Origin of the sequence: Pseudoduganella ginsengisoli (assembly GCF_009720865.1) — a bacterium.
Taxonomy (GTDB): domain Bacteria; phylum Pseudomonadota; class Gammaproteobacteria; order Burkholderiales; family Burkholderiaceae_D; genus Rugamonas; species Rugamonas ginsengisoli.
On sequence record NZ_WNLA01000016.1, the window covers coordinates 153,186 to 173,030 of the forward strand.

Below are 19,845 nucleotides of genomic sequence, written 5' to 3' on the forward strand. Positions count from 1 at the left end.
GCGGCAGCGGGCAGACAGAAGGAGGGACTATGCAGCGATCGACGCATGCGGCCGGGCTGCCCGGCGTACAGGCAAGTCCGGCCGCAGGGCCTGGCCAACGGGCGGCGGCCCCAGAGGCCGGCGGGGAATTGACGGTGGCGCTGCAAGCTTGCATGGTGGACAGGCTGGCTGCAGTGCTGAAAGCCGGCGCGGGCGCCGTACTACGTATGGAAACCCAGATTTCCTGGGTACTCGTTTCCGGGGCACATGCCTACAAGGTCAAGAAGGCGCTCCGCCTGCCATTCCTGGATTACACAACGCTGGCGGCGCGGCATACCTGCTGCCAGGCGGAATACCGGCTGAACCAGCGCCTGGCGCCGGAACTGTACCTCGATGTGGTGCCGGTGACGGGAAGCCTGGCTCATCCCGCGCTGGGGGGCGCCGGGCATGTGCTCGACTACGCGGTCAAGATGGCGGCGTTCGATCAGCGGGCGCTGTGGAGCCGGCGCCTGGAAGACGGCGGCCTGGACGATGGCCAAGCCGAAGCGCTCGCGGTGCGCCTTGGGCAATTCCATCTGGCGGCGCCAGCCGTTCCGGCCGGCGTGCCATGGGGTACGCCCGGCTATATCGCCCATACGGTTGGCGCCACTCTGGCCGAGTTGAGCAAGCAGGTGCCCGGCGACGCCGGACAAGCCTGCCTGGCAGGGCTGCGGAAACTGGAGGCAGCAAGCCGTCCCCCGTTGTTTCCCGTGTTCCGCCAGCGCCGCGCCGGCGGGAAGGTCAGGGAATGCCATGGTGATCTGCACTGCGGCAATATCGTCAGCCTCGGGCGGCAGGGTATCCCGTTCGACGGCATCGAGTTCGCTGACGGTTTGCGCTGGATCGACGTGATGGATGACGTGAGCTTCCTGCATATGGACCTGGCATACCGCGGACGCCCGGACCTGGCGGCACGGCTCCTCAGCCGCTACCTGGAAGTCACGGGGGATTATGACGGGCTGGCCGTGCTGCCTTATTACCGCATGCACCGGGCGCTGGTCAGGGCCAAAGTGTTGCTGGAACGGGCGGCGCAAGACCATGTGCCCGCAGCGGAGCGCGCTGCCCTGCGCGCGGCGGCGGACGGCTACCTGCGCTTTGCACGCGGCAGCGCTCCCGCCCCGGCGCCCGCCATCATGGTGACCCACGGCTGTGCCGGCAGCGGAAAAAGCGTGTTGTCGCGCTATGTGGTGTCCGCCCTTGGCGCGTTGCAGATCCGTTCCGACGTTGAGCGCAAACGCATCTGGCCCGCCACCGCCACGCTGTATTCCGCGGCCGCGTCGCGGCGCACGTACGAGCGCCTTGCGGCACTGGCCCGTGCCATCGTGCAGTCGGGCTGGCCCGTTATCGTCGATGCCGCATTTCTACGTGCCTGGCAGCGCGAGCTGCTGCGCGCGCTGGCGGCGGAGTTATCGGTGCCATTTTTTTTGTTCGACGTGCGCGCGCCGGAACAATGCATGCGCGAACGGGTGGCGGCTCGCCTGTTGAACGGATTGGATGCTTCCGATGCAGGCGTCGGCGTCCTTGAGCGCCAGCTGCAAAACCAGGAGCCGCTGACTGAGGAGGAATTGGCGCACGCGCTGGTGGTCGATACCGGCGCCGGCCTGGACTTGCAGCGCGTCCGCGCAGCCTGCGCGCCGGTGCTGGCACACGCAGCGGCAGGGCATCCGCCCGGTGATACTTCAACAGGAGAGCGCTATGGCTACGGACCGGAATTTGAAGGAAGACGTGGAGCAGGAACTGGCATGGAATCCCGCAGTTGGCGAAGGGCATATTGCCATTGCCGTCCGTGATGGCATTGTCACCAACCACCTTGCCATCGGCCCCGCTAACTGAATTCAAGACAGGGATGGCGGCGCGGATTGCTGTTCAGGCAGCTCAAATACCTGCGCCGACGAGGGGGCGCACCACAGCATATGGCAGCGCACCAGCTTGACGCCAGGTACGTTTTCGGCAGCAACGCGCAGCGCGTCGGCCTGGCGATGGTCGGTGACGGTTCCGTACAGGTTGACCACGCCGTTGCGCACCAGGATGCCGGGATGGGTCTGGCGCGCCCATACCAGCGCCGCGAGTTCCTTTTGCAGCTGTTCCTGGATATCGGAATCGGCCCGCGTGCCGGCAGGGAACTCGGACGTTGCCACGGTCCTGTGCGGGATTGATATAGGTCAAGAGCAATAAAAAGAAAACCGGGCGTCGGCACGGCATCTGTGCCAGCCGAGCCACTGATGTGCGCAGAAACCCCGCTCATTTCAGCGCGCCTTGATCTCGGTCAATCAAATATGCGGTGCAAGCGGCTAGTGTGGAAACGGGCAAGGGGAGCGCCATGACGAAACTACCTGACGTGAGCGGGCTGTCGGCGGAAGAGGCGGCGCAACGGCTCGCTGCGGATGGACCGAACAGCTTGCCGGCTGCGAAGAACGGGCTGGCGGCGCTGTGCCTGCGCACGGTCCGCGAACCGATGTTTCTGCTGCTGATCGGTGCCGCCATGCTTTATCTGGTACTGGGCGATCTGCACCAGGGATTGTTCCTGTTCCTGATGGTAGGCGTCACGGTGGGCATCACGCTCTTTCAGGAAGGCAAAACGGCGCGGGCGTTGCAGGCGTTGCAAGAGATGGGCGGCCAGTCGGCGCTGGTGTTGCGCGACGGACAGCCTCAGCGCATTCCGTCCCATGCCGTGGTATGCGGCGACGTGCTGTTGCTGGCCGAAGGCGACCGCGTGGCGGCCGACGCCGTGCTGCTGTACGCCAATGGTTTGCAGGTGGACGAGTCCCTGCTGAGCGGGGAATCGCTGCCTGTCGTCAAACTGGCCATGGCGGGAGCCCTGCCGCGTGCCGGGCCGGGAGCGGAGGCGCTGCCTTACGTGTGGTCGGGAACACTGGTGTTGCAGGGGGACGGCGCGGCGCGGGTGACGGCCACGGGTGCGCGGACGGAACTGGGAAAAATCGGACAGAGCCTGGCGCAATTGCGCACCGAACCATCGCCTTTGCAGCGCAGCGTGGCGCGCCTGGTGTCGTGGTTTGCTGCGGGCGGCCTGGCCCTGAGCCTGCTGGTGACGGTGCTGTATGGCATGCAGGGCGCGTGGATGCCCGCCATCCTGGCCGGTATCGCGCTGTCGATGTCCTTATTGCCGGAAGAATTGCCGGTCATCCTGACCGTGTTCCCTGCGATCGGCGCGTGGCGCATGTCACGCGTGCAGGTGCTGACCCGGCGCCTTGCTGCGATTGAAGCGCTCGGCGCGGTGACCGTGCTGTGTACAGATAAAACCGGCACGCTGACGGAAAACCGCATGCGGATCGAACAATTGCATGTGGATGGCGTAGCGTTGCCGCTGCACCGTGTCCAGGGCGTATTGCCGCCAGCCTTCAGGGAGCTGGTGCGGGTTGCCTCGCTGGCCAGCAAACCGCGATCCGCAGATCCCATGGAAACCGCATTGCATGCGCTGGACGGCAGCGATGTGCGCGAACAGCCTTTGCGCGCTTATCCGCTGTCGCCGGGTTTGCGTGCGATGTCGCAGGCTTGGGACGAAGGGGCCGAAGGCATGGCGCTGGTCGCCACCAAAGGAGCGCCGGAAGCCATTGGCGCGCTGTGCCGGCTGGGCGGCGAAGAATTGAGGGCCATGCTCTGCGCGGCGGACACCATGGCCGGGCAGGGATTGCGGGTGCTGGCCGTGGCCAGCGCGGCACATGCCACAGCCCATCTGCCGGAAGCGCAGGACGGTTTTGAGCTGCGCTATCTGGGCCTGATCGGGCTGGCCGATCCGGTCCGTGCCGAAGTGCCGGAAGCGCTGGCGCAATGCCGGCAGGCCGGTATCCGTGTCGTGATGATTACCGGTGATTACCCGCTGACGGCGGCGACCATTGCCATGCGTGCGGGGCTGGCGTGCGAACACGCGCTGACCGGGACGGAAGTTGACAGCCTCAGCGAGGCAGCGCTGCGCCGCCGGCTGATGCAGGCCACCGTGTGCGCCCGTATCTTGCCGGCGCAGAAGCTGCGTATTGTGCAGGCGTTGAAAGCCAACGGGGAAGTGGTCGCCATGACCGGGGACGGCGTCAACGACGCCCCTGCGCTGAAAGCGGCGCATGTCGGCATTGCCATGGGCGGGCGGGGCACCGACGTGGCGCGGGAGGCGGCCGCCTTGATATTGATGGACGATAACTTTGCGTCCATCGTGCGCGGCATCCGGCTAGGCCGGCGCATCTTTACCAATATGCGCAACGCCATGTCCTATGTGGTGGCCATGCATGTGCAGGTGGCGGGCATGGCGCTGGCTCCTGCGCTGTGCGGCTGGCCTATCTTGCTGTATCCCATGCATATTGCTTTCCTTGAATTGATTATCGATCCGACTTGCTCGCTCGCTTTTGAGAATGAAGCGTCGGATGAGGACGCAATGCGCTGTCCGCCTCGCGACCAGGCAGCCCCGCTGCTGGACCGGGAGGCCGCTACGCTCGCCCTGGCGCAAGGGGCAATTACATTGGGCGTCACGCTGTTTGCCTACTGGCGGGCGCTCGCTATGCTGCCGGCGCCGCAAGCGCGGGCGGCAGGGTTTGCTGTACTGGTGCTGTCCGGGCTGGCGCTGATCTTTTCCACCTTGTCACGGCGGCGCAGCGCCCTGCAAGCACTGGCGTCGCGTAACCGGTTGCCACGGGCGGTAGCGGGCGTCGCCACCGCGTTGTTGCTGGCGGTGCTGTATGTGCCGCCGTTGGCGGACGTGTTTCAGTTCAGTGCTTTGCCTGCGGCTGAACTGATGACGGCGCTGGGGCTGGGCGTGGCCAGCCTGGCTGGCTGTGAATTGTCCAGGCGTCTGCTGGCGCCACGCCGCCAGGTCCTGAACCATATGCAGGCCAGGCAATGAAAGGAGTCGCTCATGCATCCATGCCTCGTTGTGTATTATTCCCGCTCCGGCGTGACGGAAAAAATTGCGCAGGAAATTGCCAGCCGGTGCGGCGCCGATATGGACGCCATTCGGGAAGAGCGCAGCCGTGCCGGCCCGCTGGGTTTTTTGCGGTCCGCCTATGAATGCGTCAGGCGCAAGCTGCCTAAAAAGGCGGACAAGCATGCCCGCCATGTGACCATCAACTGATGCACGCCATGGCTGGCAGCGGCATGGCGTTCAGCCACACCATGCTTGCCATGCAGTTGCCCGCGCCGGGCATGGCCTTGCAGCAGGTCCGCCTGGCGGTCCCGCTGCCGGCCGCCGGGCAGGTGTTGCTGAAGGTGGAAGCGTGTGGCGTGTGCCGCACCGATCTGCATGTGCAGGACGGCGAGGTGGCGGCGGCCTGTCCGGTGGTGCCCGGGCACGAGGTGGTGGGGCGCGTCTGCTGTCTGGGGGCCGGCGTGACCAGCTGGCAAACAGGGGAGCGGGCCGGGGCGGGATGGCTGGCCGGCGCGTGCGGCGCCTGCCACGCCTGCCTGCGCGGCGCGGAAAACCTGTGCGACGCCATCGTGTTCAATGGCTGCCACCACAATGGCGGCTATGCGGAGTATATGCTGGCCGACGCGGCCTACCTGTATCGGCTTCCTGTCGCCTATGATGCGGCCCACGCGGCGCCGCTGCTGTGCGCAGGGCTGATCGGCTACCGGGCCTATGCGCTGGCCGGGCCGGCCGAACGGCTGGGGATCTACGGCTTTGGGGCGGCGGCGCACTTGCTGGTGCAACTGGCCCGGCAACAGGGCCGGCAAGTATATGCATTTACCCGTCCGGGCGACTTGGCTACGCAGGCTTTTGCCCGCAGCCTTGGCGCGGCCTGGGCAGGCGGAGCGGACCAGGCGCCACCGGCGCCGCTGGATGCGGCGCTGATTTTTGCGCCCGACGGGGCGCTGGTGCCGCGCGCGCTGGCCGCCGTCAGGAAGGGCGGCGCAGTGGTCTGCGGCGGCATTCACATGAGCGATATCCCCGCCATGCCGTATGCGCTGCTGTGGGGCGAGCGCAGCATCCGCTCGGTCGCCAATCTGACCCGTGCCGACGCGCAGGCATTCCTGGCGCTGGCCGGGCAATATCCGTTGCAGGTTGCTGTGCAAACCTATCCGCTGGAACAGGCCAACGAGGCGCTGGCGGACTTGCGCGCGGGCCTCGTACACGGCGCGGCGGTGCTGCTGCCGGGCGGCGGGTGACCCGCAGGTCACGGCCCGCCGGCAGGCAGTGGCAGCAAGACCGTGACGCGCGTGCCGCCTTTGCCGCGGATGGAAATCCTGCCGTTGAGGGCCTGGACCCGTTCGCGTATGCCGATCAGGCCCAGCGAGCCGGGTTTGCTTAAATCGCCGTCCTCCAACCCGATGCCATCATCGAGGACACGGATGCGCAGCATGCCGTCATGCCATCGTCGCGCACCAATTGCAGCACTGCGGCGTCCTGGCCGATATCGGACTCGCTGACATTGCTGTCCACCTGCGCGGCCAGGGCGGCTGCCGCCAGCGTGGCGGTCAGCAAGCGGCGCAGCAAGCCGGCGCCAGCGGGCGCGGCTGAGTTGGCATCCGCCATCGGTATCTCCGGCAAGCAGCTGTTTCTGGTTCAGTGCGCCATCAGCACGGGGAGCGTCATGCCGGCCAGTACAGTCTTGCTGGCGCCACCGAGGATGCGCTCACGCAGGCGCGTATGGCCATAGCAGCCCATCACCAGCAGGTCGGCCCGGATTGCGGCAGCCAGCTGCAACAATCCTTGCCCGGCGCCATGCGGTGGGGAGATGGTCATGACTTCCGCATTGACGCCATGGCGCGCGAGGTAGAGTGCAATGTCGGCGCCGGGTTCTTCACCGTGGGATTCCGGACCGGTTTCCGGAGCTATGATGGCGACGGCGGCTTGTTTTGCCCGGCGCAGCAGCGGCATGGCCGCTGTGATGGCGCGGATGGCTTCGACACTGCCGTTCCAGCCGATCAGCGGTCGTTCGCCCAGCGTGGCGAACTGGCCGGCAGCCGGCACCAGCAGGACCGGCCTGCCGGCATAGAGGATCACGTGTTCCGGCAAGTCCAGCAGCAGGGCGCCTTCGTTGCGGTCTTGCGGATCCGCCTGGCCGAGGACAAGCAGGTCGGCATAGCGCGCCTGCAGGCAGAGCCCCGAATATTCGTCTTCGTCCCTGTTGCGCTGTTCATAAGAGTTCAGCCCGGTTTGCTTCACGACGGCGCTGAACAATGCCAGCGCCTGCTCAGCCCGTCGAGTCACGTGTTCGACATAGCCGGAAAACAGGGCGCTGCTGCCTTCAAAAGGACTACGCTGGGAGATAAAACGGGGAATACCGCTCATTGCAGCTCCCACCAGGTGCGCCTGTTCAAGCAAGGCCAGATGAGCTGCCAGCCTGATGCGTTCTGCTGCGTTGGCGGCGTTGTCCGCGTGGACCAGGATCGTACGGTATGACATGGCAGTCTCCGGCGCGTGGCGATGGATGCAAATGGGACAGGGTGCGGTCAATGCCTGCCTGCGTCGGCATGAAAGACCAGTACCGGGATCCGGCTCTTTAACAGCACCCGGTGGGTTTGGCTCCCCAACAACATGCCTTTCAGTCCGGTGACGCCATGCGTGGCCATGGCGATCAGGTCGCAGCCGCGCGCCTGTGCAGTTTCCACGATCTTGCGGTAGGGCTGGTCTGAGCGCAGCGAGACGGTCTCGCACGGAACGCCCATGGCCTTGGCATTGCTGGCCAGCGCTGCCAGCAGTTTGGCGGCTTGGTCGGATGTGCCGCGCAGGTAGGCTTCGCGGGTGTCTTCCAGCTGCTCGGCTTCGTAGGTAAAAACATGATACTCAGGCAGCACATGCAGCGCCGTGACGCGGGCGCCGGCATCTTTGGCGAATTCCAGGGCGGATTGAATGGCGGCCGACGATCCCGGCGAGCCATCGGTTGGCAGCAACAGATGTTGATACATGTCAGGCTCCTGATAAAAAGTTGATGAGCAGTGAAGCTGTTGGACAGTGTGCGCAAGTTGCCGCATTACGGCTTTGATTCAGGTCAAATTGTCATCAATGGACGTTGCTGTGGCCTTGACTGATGGACAAGGACTCAAAGCTGTGGGTTTTGTACTCTTTCTTGTTGCAACTTGATCGTGGTCAAACACCTTGCCTGACTTGGCAGGTGCATGACGGTATCGTATGTGCTACCGGCGGCATGAACCTACGTTCACCTCTTATCGGAACACCTGTCCCGCGCTTGCGGCGGCTGGGGATTGATACCTGTCGGCTCAATGTCGTGTCCGCGTCATTGCTGGCCTTGCATGCGGAATCGCCCGGTGAACTGGCCTACGCCATGGCTTATGCGGAACATGAAACCGGTGAACTTGGCTTGAGGAGACGTGCATGACCATCCGCAACCTGAACTTTCTGTTCGCCCCCCGCTCGGTGGCGGTGATCGGGGCCACGGAGCGGCCCGGCAGCGTTGGCGCGACGGTGCTGCGCAATGTGCTGGCCGGGGGATTCGGCGGCCCCATTTATCCGGTGAATCCCAAACACCAGACGGTGGGGGGCAGGCGCTGCTACCATGCAGTGGCCGCCTTGCCTGAGGCGCCTGATCTGGCGCTGATCTGCACATCACCCACCACCGTACCGGATTTGATCAGCCAGCTCGGTGAGCGCGGCACCCGCGCCGCCATCGTCATGACGGCAGGGCTTGGCGCACCGGCAGGCCGGCATGGGCATACGCTGCGCCAGGCCATGCTGCATGCGGCCCAGCCCCATCTGCTGAGGATACTCGGACCGAACTGTGTGGGGCTGCTGGCGCCCCATATCGGCCTCAATGCCAGTTTTGCCCAGGCAGGGAGTACGCCGGGCAGCCTGGCCATGGTGTCGCAATCGGGCGCCATGGTGGCGGCGGTGCTGGACTGGGCCGCTGCGCGCGGCATCGGGTTTTCGGCATTTGTGTCGCTGGGTGACTGTTCCGATGTGGACGTCGCCGATGTACTCGATTATCTGGCAGGCGATGCGGAGACGCACGCGATCCTGCTGTACCTCGAAGGCATAGGCAATGCACGCAAGTTCATGTCCGCGGCGCGCTCTGCAGCGCGCTGCAAGCCGACACTGGTGTTGAAGGCGGGGCGTGTGCCGGAAGGGGCGCGCGCTGCGGCGACCCACACTGGCGCCCTGGCTGGAACGGACCTGGTCTGCGATGCGGCCATCCGCCGCGCAGGCATGCTGCGCGTGGCATCAACGGAGGAATTGTTCGAAGCGGCGGAAACCCTGGCGCAGCCTCACCCGCTGCGCGGACGCCGCCTTGCAATCATGACCAATGGCGGCGGTCCTGGTGTCATGGCGGCCGATGCGCTGGTGGCTGGAGGCGGGGAGCTGGCGCAACTGGGCCACGCCACGCTTGAGCGCCTGGCCAGCGGGTTACCGTCGAACTGGTCTTATTCCAATCCCGTCGATATCATCGGCGACGCGCCGCCGGAACGCTATGCGCATGCGTTGCGTGAATTGCTGGCAGCGGACGAAGCCGATGCGGTCTTGCTGATCCACGCGCCGACTGCAATTGTTCCGGCCGGGCGCATTGCGCAGGAACTGGCGCCGCTGCTGCAGCAACGGCAGCGCCTGGTGCTTTGCTGCTGGATGGGCGGTGCTTCAGTGGAGCAGGCCGCTGAGCTGACGCGCAAGGCTGGCGCTCCTGTCTTTGCGACGCCGGAAGCGGCGGTGGAGGCATTTCTGCAGTTAAGCAGCTATGCGCGCAACCAGCGTCTGCTGATGGAAGTGCCGTCGTCCCGGTGCGGGCCGCACGCCGATACGGTAGCGGCGCGCGCCCTGGTGCGGCGTATGCTGGCTGCGGGATGTTTAAGCATGGGCGAAACCGATGCCAAGGCGCTACTGGAGGCATACGGCATTCCCGTGGTGCCAACCCGCGCCGTGCCCGACGACGATGCGGCACTGAACGCCGCTGCGGAGATTGGTTATCCAGTGGTGGTGAAAGTATTGTCGCCGGACGTGCCGCACAAGTCCGACGTCGGTGGCGTGGTGCTGGACATCGACCATGAGGACGCGCTGCGTAATGCGCTGTCTGCCATCCGCAGCCGCCTGGCGGCGCTGCGTCCTGAAGCGCGCATCGCCGGCTATTCGGTCCAGAAAATGGTGCGCCGCCGGCAAGCGCGTGAACTCATTGCCGGCATAGCCAGCGACCCTGTGTTTGGTCCGGTCTTGCTGTTCGGGCACGGCGGAGTGGATGTCGAAGCCGTGGCCGACCAGGCGGTTGCACTGCCTCCACTGAACCACGTGCTGGCGGCAGACCTGGTGAGCCGCACCCGCGTGGCGCGCTTGCTGGGAGCGACACGCGGCGCGCCAGCCGCCAATATGGAGGCGGTGTACGATGTGCTGGTGCGCTTGAGCCAACTGGTGATCGACCTGCCCGAAGTCGTGGAGCTGGACGTGAACCCGCTGCTGGCCGATAGCAGCGGCGCACTGGCCCTGGACGCCAGGGTACGGCTGGCGCCGGCCGCTGAGGGGAACGTCCGCCAGCTGGCCATCATGCCGTACCCGGAGCACCTTGAGCAACGCTGTACCTGGCAGGGGGAACCATTGTTGCTGCGGCCTATCCGTCCCGAGGATGGCGCCGCCCACCAGCTGTTTTTCAGCCGGCTCACTGCAGAGGATGTGCGTTTCCGCATGTTTACCAGTGTCAGCGCCCTGTCTCCGGCGCAACTGGCGCGGTTTACGCAGATCGATTATGCGCGCGAGATGGCGTTCGTCGCGATCCGTGAACACGAAGGCGCCCCGGATGAAACGCTGGGTGTGGTGCGCGTCGTTGCCGACCCCGACCATGTGCGGGGTGAATTTGCCGTGACGGTGCGCAGCGACCTCAAGGGCCGTGGCCTGGGCCGGTTATTAATGGAGATGCTGATCGGCTATTGCCGGGCGAGCGGGCTAAGTGAAATCATTGGCGAAGCCCTGCTCGACAATGAACGGCTGCTGGAGCTGGCGCGTGCACTCGGCTTCAGTAGCCGCCACAGCGGCGCCGGTACCGTGCTGCTGTCGCTGCGCCTTGCCGATGGGACTGGCGCGGGCAAGACGGAACACCCGGCAGCGAAGTGATCGCCGGTGACGCCACGCGCACCGTGGTCTGGCCGAGGAAGTAACGGTTTGCCTGGTGCTTACTCCTAGGTGTAAAAACAATATACAAAAATAGTTTATCTAAATATATAATGTTCTCATTGAAACCGTAGAGTGCACCATGACCCCTTCCAGTCCCACTGTAGACCTGGTATCCATGCAGGCCGCCGCTGCGCAGGCTTGCGCCTTGCTAAAGGTATTAGCTAATCCTGACCGTTTGCTGCTCATGTGCCAGTTGTCGCAGGGTGAAATGTCCGTCGGCGAACTGGAGGTCCAGCTCGGCATCCGGCAGCCAACGTTGTCACAGCAATTGACTGTGCTGCGAGAAAACAGCCTGGTGGCCACGCGCCGCGACGGCAAGAATATTTTTTATTCCGTGGCGAGTCCGGAGGCGCTGGCTGTCATGGCTGTCCTGTATCAACAATTCTGTACTACCGCTCGTGAGGAGCCGTCATGCTGATCGACCTTGTTCATTTCACCCCCGGGCTGTCATTGGCAGGAGGCTTGCTGATCGGCACGGCTGCGGCCGTACTGGTGCTGTTCAATGGCCGCATCGCGGGCATCAGCGGCATCCTTGGCGGACTACTGAGCTTGCCGCAACGGGATATGGCGTGGCGCCTGGCGTTCCTGGCCGGCCTGGTTACTGCGCCCATTGCCGCCAGCCTGCTTGGGCAACCCATCGCACCGCAGATTGACGCCGGCTGGAGCACCATCCTGGCCGCTGGCTATCTGGTCGGGCTGGGCACGCGCTATGCCAGCGGCTGCACCAGCGGCCATGGCGTATGCGGCATTTCCCGTGGCGCCATCCGTTCGCTGGTGGCCACGGCAATATTCATGGCGGCGGGATTGTTAACGGTGTTCGTGAAACGGCACGTCTTTGGAGGCTGACATGGCAGTATTGACGTCGTTGCTGGCGGGGCTGCTGTTCGGCATCGGCCTGATGGTGTCCGGCATGGCCAATCCGGCCAAAGTGCTGGGTTTTCTTGACGTGGCGGGGCGCTGGGACCCGTCGCTGGCTTTTGTCATGGCCAGTGCCATCGCCGTAGGGGCGCTGGCATTCCTCGTCGCCGGGCGCCTCCAGCGTTCTTGGCTAGGCTTGCCGATGCAGTTGCCCGGCAACGCTTCTGTGACGCCTCGCCTGGTGCTGGGCAGCGCCGCGTTCGGCATTGGCTGGGGGCTGGCCGGCTTTTGTCCGGGGCCGGCGCTGGTGGCGCTGGGGGCCGGTTATCCGAAGGCGTGGGGTTTTGTCGCTGCGATGCTGGCCGGCATGGCAGTGTTTGAATTGATTGAGCGGCTGGCAGCGCCTGCTGAGTCCGGCACCTGGTAGACGAAACCGCAATATACGTCCAATTGCTGCGACAGCGCTGGCTGGCGGATGGCGAGCAAAACTTCGAGTTCGTTTTACCGCGTTGACGGCGCGCTACGCGCTCGCCCGCAGTGCGCCCGGATGTGGCCTGCGAGACAGCCTGCAGCAGCCATGGCTCATCCAGTCACCTTCGCCACCTGCTGAAATCATGTCATATATGTTATTATTTATGACAACAATCAATGCAGCAGTATTCTTTTCTCCATTCTTTTACTTCAAAAATGCGTCCAATTCATGTCGGCTTGCTGGGTATCGGAGTTGTTGGCTCCGGAACATTCAACGTCCTCAAACGGAACCAGGACGATATCTGCGGCAGGGCAGGGCGAGGGATTGAAATTGTCATGGTGGCGGCGCGTGACATTGCCCGTGCGCGCGGTATCGTCGGCGAGCAGGTGGAGGTCGTAAACGACCCCTGGCAAGTGGTTGATGATCCCCGCATCGACGTGGTGGTGGAAGTGATAGGCGGCTGTACCTTGGCGAAGGAGCTGGTGCTGCGCGCGATTGCCAACGGCAAGCACGTGGTCACTGCCAACAAGGCGCTGCTGGCCGAACACGGCATGGAAATCTTTGCCGCCGCGCGCGCCCGCTCGGTCGTTGTGGCCTTCGAGGGGGCCGTGGCGGTCAGCATCCCGATTATCAAGGCGCTGCGCGAAGGCTTATCGGGTAACCGCATCGAATGGGTCGCCGGCATCATTAACGGCACCACGAATTTCATCCTTTCCGGGATGCGCGACAAGGGCCTGCCGTTTGATGCCGTGCTGAAGGAAGCCCAGCGTCTCGGCTATGCGGAAGCCGATCCCGCATTCGACATCGAAGGAGTTGACGCGGCCCATAAAGCCACGTTGCTGGCATCGGTGGCCTTTGGTATTCCCGTGCAGTTTGACAAAGCCCATGTGGAAGGCATCACCCGCCTGGAAGCGGTGGACATTGCCATCGCGGAGCGGCTGGGCTATCGCATCAAACTGCTGGGGATCGCGAAGCGTACGGCCGACGGCATTGAATTGCGGGTCCATCCAGCGCTGGTGCCGGCACGCTGCCTGATCGCCAACGTCGAAGGATCGATGAATGCCGTGATGGTGAAAAGCGATGCGGCCGGCGTGACCATGTATTACGGCGCGGGCGCAGGGTCGGAACAGACGGCATCGGCGGTCATTGCCGATCTGATCGACATCACCCGCCTGGCCACGGCGGAACACGAACACCGCGTGCCCTACCTGGCATTCCAGCCGCAGGCGATGGTGCAGACGCCGGTGCTGCCGATAGCAGACGTGCGTACCAGTTATTACCTGCGCATTGCCGTGCGCGATACGCCCGGGGTCATGGCCGATATCACGCGCCTGCTGGCCGCCCACGATGTTTCCATCGATGCGCTGCAACAGCAGGCCCCGGCCGGGCGCGAGCAAACCGACATTATTGTTTTGACCCATGAAACTGTGGAGCGGGCCATGGATGCGGCGCTGGCCGGCATTGCGGCACTGCCCACCGTGCTGGGACCGATTACCAAGTTAAGGGTGGAACAGCTGGCCTGACCGGCCACCGCCACCTTCCCGCTTGCGGCCACAAGGTCGTGATAGCGCATGGCCGCGACCTGGCGGCCATGCCCCGCCCGGCGCCACCAGCGCCTGTCTTTCCGCTTCCCATGCGCCCCTATCCGCGGCGCTGCACTATCGCGTCCAGGCTGCCTCAACCTGACGAAAGACATTATGAAACTGGAACCTGTAGACCCGGTGCTGCCCCAGGCGCTGGAGCATTACCATGCCTTGCTGCAAGGCCCCTACCTGGATAGTACCGTGGCGGCAGTTGCCGCCGTGACCGACCGGCAAAGCCAACCCGGCAGCGAAAAAAACATTTGCCATGTGCTGCGCCCCCGCTTCATTACCCAGGCGCAGGAGCGCGCCGTCAACGATGCGGCGCTGGCAGTCTTCAGCGCATTAAAGCAATTGCAGGCGCGCCTGCTGGCCGATGATGCGCTGCTGGCCGCCTTGCCGGTGGACCCGGCCTACCTTGACTTGATCCGCCACACTGCCACTATGCCCACGGGCGTGATGGGGCGCATCGATGCATTCGCCGGCATGGGCGGCGATGTCAGTTTTATGGAATTCAATCCCAATCCGGGCGGCGCTTTTTACTTCGACATGATAGCGGAAGCATTTGAACAGGCGCCCATCATGCAGGCTTTCCGCCAGCGTTATCCATTCGAGTCGTACCGCTTGTCGGCGCGCATGCCGGCCGCGCTGGGCGCCTCGTATACGCGCCATGGCGGCCAGGGCGTGCCACGCATTGCGCTGGTGTTTGGCGACGGTGCCGCTGATGCCGGCGCTCCGGCCTCGCATCACTTCGAGCAATCGCTGGAAGGGCAGCGCCTGGTCGGGATGCTGACCAGGCTGGGGATGCCGCCGGTGATCGCATCGCCCGCCGATTTCGCTTACACCGAGCGCACGGGCCTGACTGCACGCGGTAACGCCGTTGATGCCGTGTTCGTTGAAAACTGGCGGGCCTGGCTGGGATTGCCTGCGTCGCATCCGCTATTCGTGGCGGTGCGTGAACGCAAAGCCTGGCTGATGAACTCGGTCGCGGACAAGGTGTTATTGGGTAACAAAGCCATGTTCGCGCTGCTGTCGGACGCGGACTATGCAAGCTTCCTGCCGCCCGCCCTGCGCGCCGCGGTGGACCGGCACGTGCCGTGGACCCGCTTGTTCCAGCCATCGATGACGGACTTCCATGGCCGCCGGGTGGACTTGCTGCCCACGGTGGCTGCCGACAAGGACCGTTTTGTCCTCAAACCGGCCGATGGCTGGGGCGGCGCGCAAGTGGTGCTGGGCAGCGATTGCAGTGACGCGCAGTGGCATGCGGCGATGGAAGCGGCAACGCGGCAAACCTTTGTGGTGCAGGAAAAGATCGCCGCCGCACCGGAATCGTTCCCGTTGCTGGAACAGGGCGCCCTGGTATTGCATGACCACTTTGTCGACTTGAATCCCTACCTGTGGTCGGACAGCACACCGTATGGCATGGGGGCGCGCGCCTCCCGTATCGCTGTCACGAACTTTAAGCAGGGTGCTTCGCTGCTGCCCGTCTTCGTGCTGCGGTAGACGGCAGTGGCGGCAGGAGAGGTTGCCAAATAAGATAGCCAACCTGTCATTATGCGCTTGACAACTATACGCGATACGGCATACTATCTATTGTCTTTTTGAGAAATCAAAAAGATAAAAATGCTATCCATATAATTCAGCATTTCGGCTCGCACACCCGCCTGCCGCCCCGCCGCCAACACCACTTGGCGGCGGCGTATCACCGATACGCCACTGTCAGCGTTCGTTTGCACCTATCCGGTGAAATGAACTGAATTTCCTTTTCGTTACCTAACATCGCCTGCGTCCAGACCGCACTTTATCGCGTGTTGTCTGCCGTAGTGCCGCCGTGCGTCTTTGCCGCACCGCGTGGTGCCGCGCCCAACCGGTGCAGCCAGGTAGCGCATCCAGCTAACCCTGTTACAGGCTTTACAAATGACACGACCCAATACTGCCCGGCTGGCGCCTGGCTGGGCTTTGTGCGTCTTGCTGCTTGCTTGCGTGGTTGCCGCGCTCGGCTTGCTGCATGCGCGCGGCCCTTCCCCGCTGCGGGCCGATGCTCCGCCCGATGCCTTTTCAGCCATGCGGGCCATGGCGCATCTGGAAAAGATAGCCCAAGTACCCCATCCAGTTGGTTCCGCCGCCAACGCCGACGTGCGCGGCTATCTGCTGGCGCAATTGCGCGCGCTGGGCCTCGAGCCGGAAGTGCAGAGCGCAGTCGGTGTGACCCGCACCGCCGCTGGCGGCAATACGGGCAAGGTACACAACGTGCTGGTGCGCGTGCCGGGCCGCGCGCCAGGCAAGGCAGTCATGCTGTCGGCCCACTATGATTCCGTGCCCAGCGGACCGGGCGCCGCCGACGACGGCGCGTCCGTGGCCGCCATCCTGGAAACGCTGCGCGCGTTGCGCCACGGCCCGCAACTGGAACATGACGTGATTGTCTTGTTCAGCGATGGCGAGGAAGCGACCTTGCTCGGCGCGGAAGCGTTCGTTGCAGGCCACCCTTGGGCGGCGGATGTGGGGCTGGCGCTGAATTTCGAATACCGCGGCAACAGCGGCCCGATGATGATGTTTGAAACCAGCATCGGCAACGGCGGGCTGATTCCGGGATTCGCCCAGGCGGCAGCCCATCCGGTCGGCAGCTCGCTGCTGTACGAAGTGTATAAATTGCTGCCCAACGATACGGACATGAGCCCCTTCAAGCGGGCCGGTATTCCGGGCATGAACTTTGCCGCGATCGAGTCGCCCTACAGCTACCACGCGGAAATCGACCGTCCTGAATTGCTGGACCAGCGCAGCCTGCAGCATGAAGGCGAATTGATGCTGTCGCTGGTACGCCATTTCAGCCGGCAGGATTTATCCAGCCTGGCCGCGCCGGACCACGTTTATTTCGATGTCCCCGGTGCGCTGCTGCATTACCCCGCATCATGGGCGTTCCCGCTGGCGCTGGGCGCGGCCGCGCTATTGGCCTGCCTGCTGTGGCAGGGCCGCCGGCGCGCACAGTTGCGCGTGGCGCGCGCCATGCTGGCCATCCCGGTTTTCCTGTTGATGCTGGTGGTGCTGGCCGGCGCCGCGCAATTGCTATGGCGCGCCATTACGCTGGCGCACCCGCAGTACATGCAATTCATCGGGCCCTATAACAGCCACTGGTACCTGCTGGCGTTCACTGCGCTGGTGGCGGCCGGTTACAGCGCACTGCAAGCGGCGCTGGCGCGCTGGTTTTCCGCGCTGGAACTGGCGGCAGGCGCGATGCTGTGCTGGCAGGCGTTGTTGCTGGCCAGCGCGCTGGCCATGCCGGGCGTGAGTTTTGTCTTCATGTGGCCATTGGCGCTGATGCTGGCCGCGCAGGCCCTGATGCTGGCGCCGCGCGCGCAGCCGATGTCTGGCCAGTGGCGCGCGGTCTGGCTGCTGGTTGCTGCTGCGCCTGCCATCCTGCTGTTTGCACCGCTGCTGCGCTCGCTATATGTCGGCCTGGGACCGAAGTCCGTGATGGCGCCGGCCGCATTGCTGGTGCTGTTGCTGGGTTTGCTTTCGCCGTTGCTGGAACTGTTGACGCGCCGCTGGCTGTTGCCGTTGCTGCCGCTGGGCGCCGGTGCGCTGGCGCTGGTGGCCGGCTCCGCCACAGCGGGCTTCAGCGCGGACCAGCCGCGTCCCAGCGAACTGTCGTACGTGTTTGACGGCGCGGCGGGGAGCGCCCACTGGGTGTCCGGCAATCCCGAGCCGGACCGCTGGAGCGAATCGTATATCGATGCGGGCAAAGGGCGCCACGCCATGCCGCTGCTGTTTGGCGAACGGCCCGGCGCCTGGTGGAGCGCCGGCGCGCCGGCAGCGCAAATCGCGGCGCCCCGCATCGACGTGGCCAGCGACAGCAGCGACGGCAAACAGCGCACGCTGCAACTGCGCGTCACGTCGGTACGCCAGGCTGCGCGGCTAACCGTGGCGGTGGAGGGCGCAACCGTGCTGTCGTCCACCTTGCAGGGGCGCGCGCTGGCCGATGTGCCGCGCCAGGGCTGGACCGTCAATGGCTATGCGCTGGATGGCGACCCGCTCGACATCACGCTGCATTTGCCGGCCGGACAGCCGGTCCGCATCCGCGCCATCGACCGCAGTTACGGGCTGGCGGACCTGGGTGTGCCGGCACGTCCGGCCGGCCTGATGGGCTACCCATTTGGCGCCAGCGACACCGTGCAAGCCGTCAGTGTGGCCGAACTGGCCGCACCTGGCCTTAACTCAGGAAAATCCCATGAACGCTTCAGTCAACGTTGACCAGATGCGCCTGCGGGCGCTGGACATGCTGCGGGGCGGCGCCCGCGCTGCACCGGCTGCGGAACCCACTGCCGGCCCGGCGGCATTGCCGCCCGGCTTTACCCATGGTATGACGGCGGTACAGCAAGGCATCTGGTTCCAGGAACAATTACATCCCGGCAGCGGCGATGCGCACATCGCCGTGGCCCTGCGCCTGACGGGTGCGCTGGACCCGGCACGCCTGGCGCGCGCGGTCGACAGCGTGACGGCCTTGCAGCCGGCGCTGCGCAGCTGCGTGGTGGCGGGCGCGCCGGCGCGCCTGATGATCAAGCCGCACGGCGAACCGCTGGCGCTGCTGGCGCCGGATGGCGATGCAGAAGCCCAGCTGTTGCGCGAAGCGCGCCGCCCGTTTGACTTTACCGGCGCGACGCTGTTTCGCAGCGCCTTGTTGCCGCTGGGGGAAAACCAGCACGCGCTGCTGTTGACCGCGCACCACCTGGTGTTCGATGGCTGGTCGATGAGCATGCTGGTGAGCCAGTTGAGCGCCGCCTATGCCACTGGCGCTGCGCCGGCGCTTGCCGGGGTGGCGGGCGCCTACCAGCGCTGGTTCGATACGCCGCAACCTGCCGCCACGCCGGAAGCCCTGGCGTACTGGCGCGCGGCGCTGGCGCCGTGTGCAGAGCGTCTGAGCCTGCCGTCCGACCACGCGCCGGCCGCCACGTGCTTTGCGCGGTCCGAACTTGGCCGCGCCGACGTGGACGCGCTCGACCGCGCATGCAGGGAACGGGGCGTGACCCGCTTCCCGCTGCTGGCCATTGCGCTGGCGGTGGTGCTGGGCCGCTACGGCAACCAGGGCGCCGTCACGCTGGGCTTCCCGCTGACGGTGCGGCCGCGCGCGGAACTGCAGGCGGTGGCCGGCAATTTCCTGCAAACGTTGCCGTTGCCGCTGGTATTGGATGCGCATGCCTCGGCCGGCGCCGCGGTGGAACAGGCCAACCGCGCCTTCGTCGGTGCGTTGGCGCATGCCGGCGTGGCGCTGGCAGACCTGGTGCGCCATTGTTTGCCGGAGCAGGAAGGGCAGCGCAGTAATGCGTTCGATGCACTGCTCAACTTGACGAACTTCGCCATGTCCACGTTCGACGCACCCGGCATCGCCTGCGCGCCATTCAGCGATGAACAGCCGGAATTGCTGGGGCTGGGCGGCGCGAAATTCCCGCTGACCGTGTATTGCGAACCCTTGGCCGATGGCGGCCTGCGCCTGCGCGCGGTCGGCATGGGCGCCCATTACAGCGGCGCGCGGCTGGCGCTGGTGCTGGCGCAAATGCAGGCGGTATTGCGGCAGATCGTGCAGGCGCAGGCGGCCCCGCCGCTGACGCTTGCCGCCTTGTCGCTGCGGACACCGGAGTGTGAAGCATTGTTGCCGCAACCTTGCCGGCCGTTGCCATTGCAGCAGTATCCGGCCGTGCCGCAAAGCTTCCTGCAGCAAGCCCGCAGCCGGCCCGGCGCGCTTGCGCTGGAATGGCGCGGCAGCCAGTGGACCTATGCGCAGCTGGCCGCCGCAGCGGTTGAAGGAGCGCAGGCGCTGGCGCCGCACACCGGCAGCCAGGGACGGCCGCCGGTGGTGGCGGTCCTGGGCCAGC

General features: G+C 65.1%; 18 protein-coding genes. 13 read left to right on the forward strand and 5 right to left on the reverse strand.

All coding sequences use genetic code 11. The features are described 5' to 3' along the window. Positions 1-29 precede the first annotated feature (29 nt). On the forward strand, positions 30-1,808 hold the full coding sequence (locus tag GM668_RS21335) for a bifunctional aminoglycoside phosphotransferase/ATP-binding protein (protein ID WP_155440973.1): 1,779 nt from the start codon (positions 30-32) through the stop codon (positions 1,806-1,808). A 45-nt stretch (positions 1,809-1,853) separates the two neighbouring features. Here GM668_RS21335 and GM668_RS21340 read toward each other — a convergent pair whose 3' ends face one another. Further along, positions 1,854-2,156 (reverse strand): BON domain-containing protein, encoded by a 303-nt coding sequence (locus GM668_RS21340; protein WP_155440974.1) that lies wholly within the window; start codon positions 2,154-2,156, stop codon positions 1,854-1,856. 182 nt (positions 2,157-2,338) lie between these two features. Between GM668_RS21340 and GM668_RS21345 the strand changes: the two genes are divergently transcribed. The 3 genes from GM668_RS21345 to GM668_RS21355 are packed head-to-tail and all read left to right on the forward strand — an operon-like array spanning position 2,339 to position 6,126. Continuing rightward, the gene (locus tag GM668_RS21345) at positions 2,339-4,867 is read left to right on the forward strand and encodes a cation-translocating P-type ATPase (RefSeq protein ID WP_155440975.1); all 2,529 of its coding nucleotides are present in this window, start codon (positions 2,339-2,341) and stop codon (positions 4,865-4,867) included. A 12-nt stretch (positions 4,868-4,879) separates the two neighbouring features. Beyond that, entirely contained in the window at positions 4,880-5,095 is a 216-nt protein-coding gene (locus tag GM668_RS21350; RefSeq protein WP_155440976.1) for a hypothetical protein, read from the forward strand. Between the two features lie 41 nt (positions 5,096-5,136). After that, positions 5,137-6,126, forward strand: a complete 990-nt coding sequence (locus tag GM668_RS21355) for a zinc-dependent alcohol dehydrogenase family protein (protein ID WP_155440998.1) — start codon at positions 5,137-5,139, stop codon at positions 6,124-6,126. Positions 6,127-6,134: 8 nt separating this feature from the next. Here the strand turns inward: GM668_RS21355 and GM668_RS21360 are convergent, their stop codons facing one another. From GM668_RS21360 to GM668_RS21375, 4 genes are read right to left on the reverse strand one after another with little or no spacing between them, the layout of a single operon-like run. Then, positions 6,135-6,320: a sensor histidine kinase gene (locus GM668_RS21360; protein WP_155440977.1), complete on the reverse strand. Its 186-nt coding sequence runs from the start codon at positions 6,318-6,320 to the stop codon at positions 6,135-6,137. Continuing rightward, complete coding sequence (locus GM668_RS21365) at positions 6,266-6,493, reverse strand: hypothetical protein (protein WP_155440978.1); 228 nt, start codon at positions 6,491-6,493, stop codon at positions 6,266-6,268. Before GM668_RS21365 ends, GM668_RS21360 begins: the two co-directional genes overlap by 55 nt. A 30-nt stretch (positions 6,494-6,523) precedes the next feature. Next, positions 6,524-7,366, reverse strand: coding sequence for a universal stress protein (locus tag GM668_RS21370; RefSeq protein WP_155440979.1), 843 nt, complete (start codon positions 7,364-7,366; stop codon positions 6,524-6,526). Positions 7,367-7,413: 47 nt separating this feature from the next. Then, a complete protein-coding gene (locus tag GM668_RS21375) occupies positions 7,414-7,869 on the reverse strand; it encodes a universal stress protein (protein ID WP_155440980.1) in 456 nt (151 codons plus the stop codon). 122 nt (positions 7,870-7,991) lie between these two features. On the opposite strand from GM668_RS21375, the gene GM668_RS21380 reads away from it, so the two are divergent. From GM668_RS21380 to GM668_RS21420, 9 genes are all read left to right on the forward strand, one after another. Continuing rightward, a complete protein-coding gene (locus GM668_RS21380) occupies positions 7,992-8,300 on the forward strand; it encodes a hypothetical protein (RefSeq protein ID WP_155440981.1) in 309 nt (102 codons plus the stop codon). Continuing rightward, a complete protein-coding gene (locus GM668_RS21385) occupies positions 8,297-11,008 on the forward strand; it encodes a bifunctional acetate--CoA ligase family protein/GNAT family N-acetyltransferase (protein ID WP_155440982.1) in 2,712 nt (903 codons plus the stop codon). The genes GM668_RS21380 and GM668_RS21385 overlap by 4 nt, the downstream gene beginning before the upstream one ends. Positions 11,009-11,147: 139 nt before the next feature. Further along, the gene (locus GM668_RS21390) at positions 11,148-11,486 is read left to right on the forward strand and encodes an ArsR/SmtB family transcription factor (RefSeq protein ID WP_155440983.1); all 339 of its coding nucleotides are present in this window, start codon (positions 11,148-11,150) and stop codon (positions 11,484-11,486) included. Further along, the gene (locus GM668_RS21395; RefSeq protein WP_155440984.1) at positions 11,480-11,914 is read left to right on the forward strand and encodes a YeeE/YedE family protein; all 435 of its coding nucleotides are present in this window, start codon (positions 11,480-11,482) and stop codon (positions 11,912-11,914) included. The genes GM668_RS21390 and GM668_RS21395 overlap by 7 nt, the downstream gene beginning before the upstream one ends. A gap of 1 nt (position 11,915) precedes the next feature. Next, on the forward strand, positions 11,916-12,353 hold the full coding sequence (locus tag GM668_RS21400) for a DUF6691 family protein (protein WP_155440985.1): 438 nt from the start codon (positions 11,916-11,918) through the stop codon (positions 12,351-12,353). Between the two features lie 260 nt (positions 12,354-12,613). Continuing rightward, positions 12,614-13,921, forward strand: coding sequence for a homoserine dehydrogenase (locus tag GM668_RS21405; RefSeq protein WP_155440986.1), 1,308 nt, complete (start codon positions 12,614-12,616; stop codon positions 13,919-13,921). A gap of 174 nt (positions 13,922-14,095) precedes the next feature. After that, positions 14,096-15,481 carry a hypothetical protein gene (locus GM668_RS21410; protein WP_155440987.1) on the forward strand — a complete coding sequence of 462 codons (1,386 nt, stop codon included), beginning with the start codon at positions 14,096-14,098 and terminating at the stop codon, positions 15,479-15,481. 414 nt (positions 15,482-15,895) lie between these two features. Further along, positions 15,896-18,226, forward strand: a complete 2,331-nt coding sequence (locus GM668_RS21415; RefSeq protein WP_155440988.1) for a M20/M25/M40 family metallo-hydrolase — start codon at positions 15,896-15,898, stop codon at positions 18,224-18,226. Then, positions 18,204-19,845: condensation domain-containing protein (locus tag GM668_RS21420; protein ID WP_155440989.1), on the forward strand; the 1,642-nt coding region annotated here is incomplete at its 3' end. The genes GM668_RS21415 and GM668_RS21420, both read left to right, overlap by 23 nt.

Excerpts from the sequence above, each read along its gene's own strand:
- GM668_RS21360 (WP_155440977.1), bottom strand. The coding sequence starts at position 6,320 with ATGCTGCGCATCCGTGTCCTCGATGATGGCATCGGGTTGGAGGACGGC.
- GM668_RS21400 (WP_155440985.1), top strand. The coding sequence starts at position 11,916 with ATGGCAGTATTGACGTCGTTGCTGGCGGGGCTGCTGTTCGGCATCGGC.
- GM668_RS21370 (WP_155440979.1), bottom strand. The coding sequence starts at position 7,366 with ATGTCATACCGTACGATCCTGGTCCACGCGGACAACGCCGCCAACGCA.
- GM668_RS21390 (WP_155440983.1), top strand. The coding sequence starts at position 11,148 with ATGACCCCTTCCAGTCCCACTGTAGACCTGGTATCCATGCAGGCCGCC.
- GM668_RS21355 (WP_155440998.1), top strand. The coding sequence starts at position 5,137 with ATGCTTGCCATGCAGTTGCCCGCGCCGGGCATGGCCTTGCAGCAGGTC.
- GM668_RS21380 (WP_155440981.1), top strand. The coding sequence starts at position 7,992 with ATGGACAAGGACTCAAAGCTGTGGGTTTTGTACTCTTTCTTGTTGCAA.
- GM668_RS21350 (WP_155440976.1), top strand. The coding sequence starts at position 4,880 with ATGCATCCATGCCTCGTTGTGTATTATTCCCGCTCCGGCGTGACGGAA.
- GM668_RS21415 (WP_155440988.1), top strand. The coding sequence starts at position 15,896 with ATGACACGACCCAATACTGCCCGGCTGGCGCCTGGCTGGGCTTTGTGC.
- GM668_RS21365 (WP_155440978.1), bottom strand. The coding sequence starts at position 6,493 with ATGGCGGATGCCAACTCAGCCGCGCCCGCTGGCGCCGGCTTGCTGCGC.
- GM668_RS21375 (WP_155440980.1), bottom strand. The coding sequence starts at position 7,869 with ATGTATCAACATCTGTTGCTGCCAACCGATGGCTCGCCGGGATCGTCG.
- GM668_RS21335 (WP_155440973.1), top strand. The coding sequence starts at position 30 with ATGCAGCGATCGACGCATGCGGCCGGGCTGCCCGGCGTACAGGCAAGT.
- GM668_RS21405 (WP_155440986.1), top strand. The coding sequence starts at position 12,614 with ATGCGTCCAATTCATGTCGGCTTGCTGGGTATCGGAGTTGTTGGCTCC.
- GM668_RS21395 (WP_155440984.1), top strand. The coding sequence starts at position 11,480 with ATGCTGATCGACCTTGTTCATTTCACCCCCGGGCTGTCATTGGCAGGA.
- GM668_RS21385 (WP_155440982.1), top strand. The coding sequence starts at position 8,297 with ATGACCATCCGCAACCTGAACTTTCTGTTCGCCCCCCGCTCGGTGGCG.
- GM668_RS21345 (WP_155440975.1), top strand. The coding sequence starts at position 2,339 with ATGACGAAACTACCTGACGTGAGCGGGCTGTCGGCGGAAGAGGCGGCG.
- GM668_RS21410 (WP_155440987.1), top strand. The coding sequence starts at position 14,096 with ATGAAACTGGAACCTGTAGACCCGGTGCTGCCCCAGGCGCTGGAGCAT.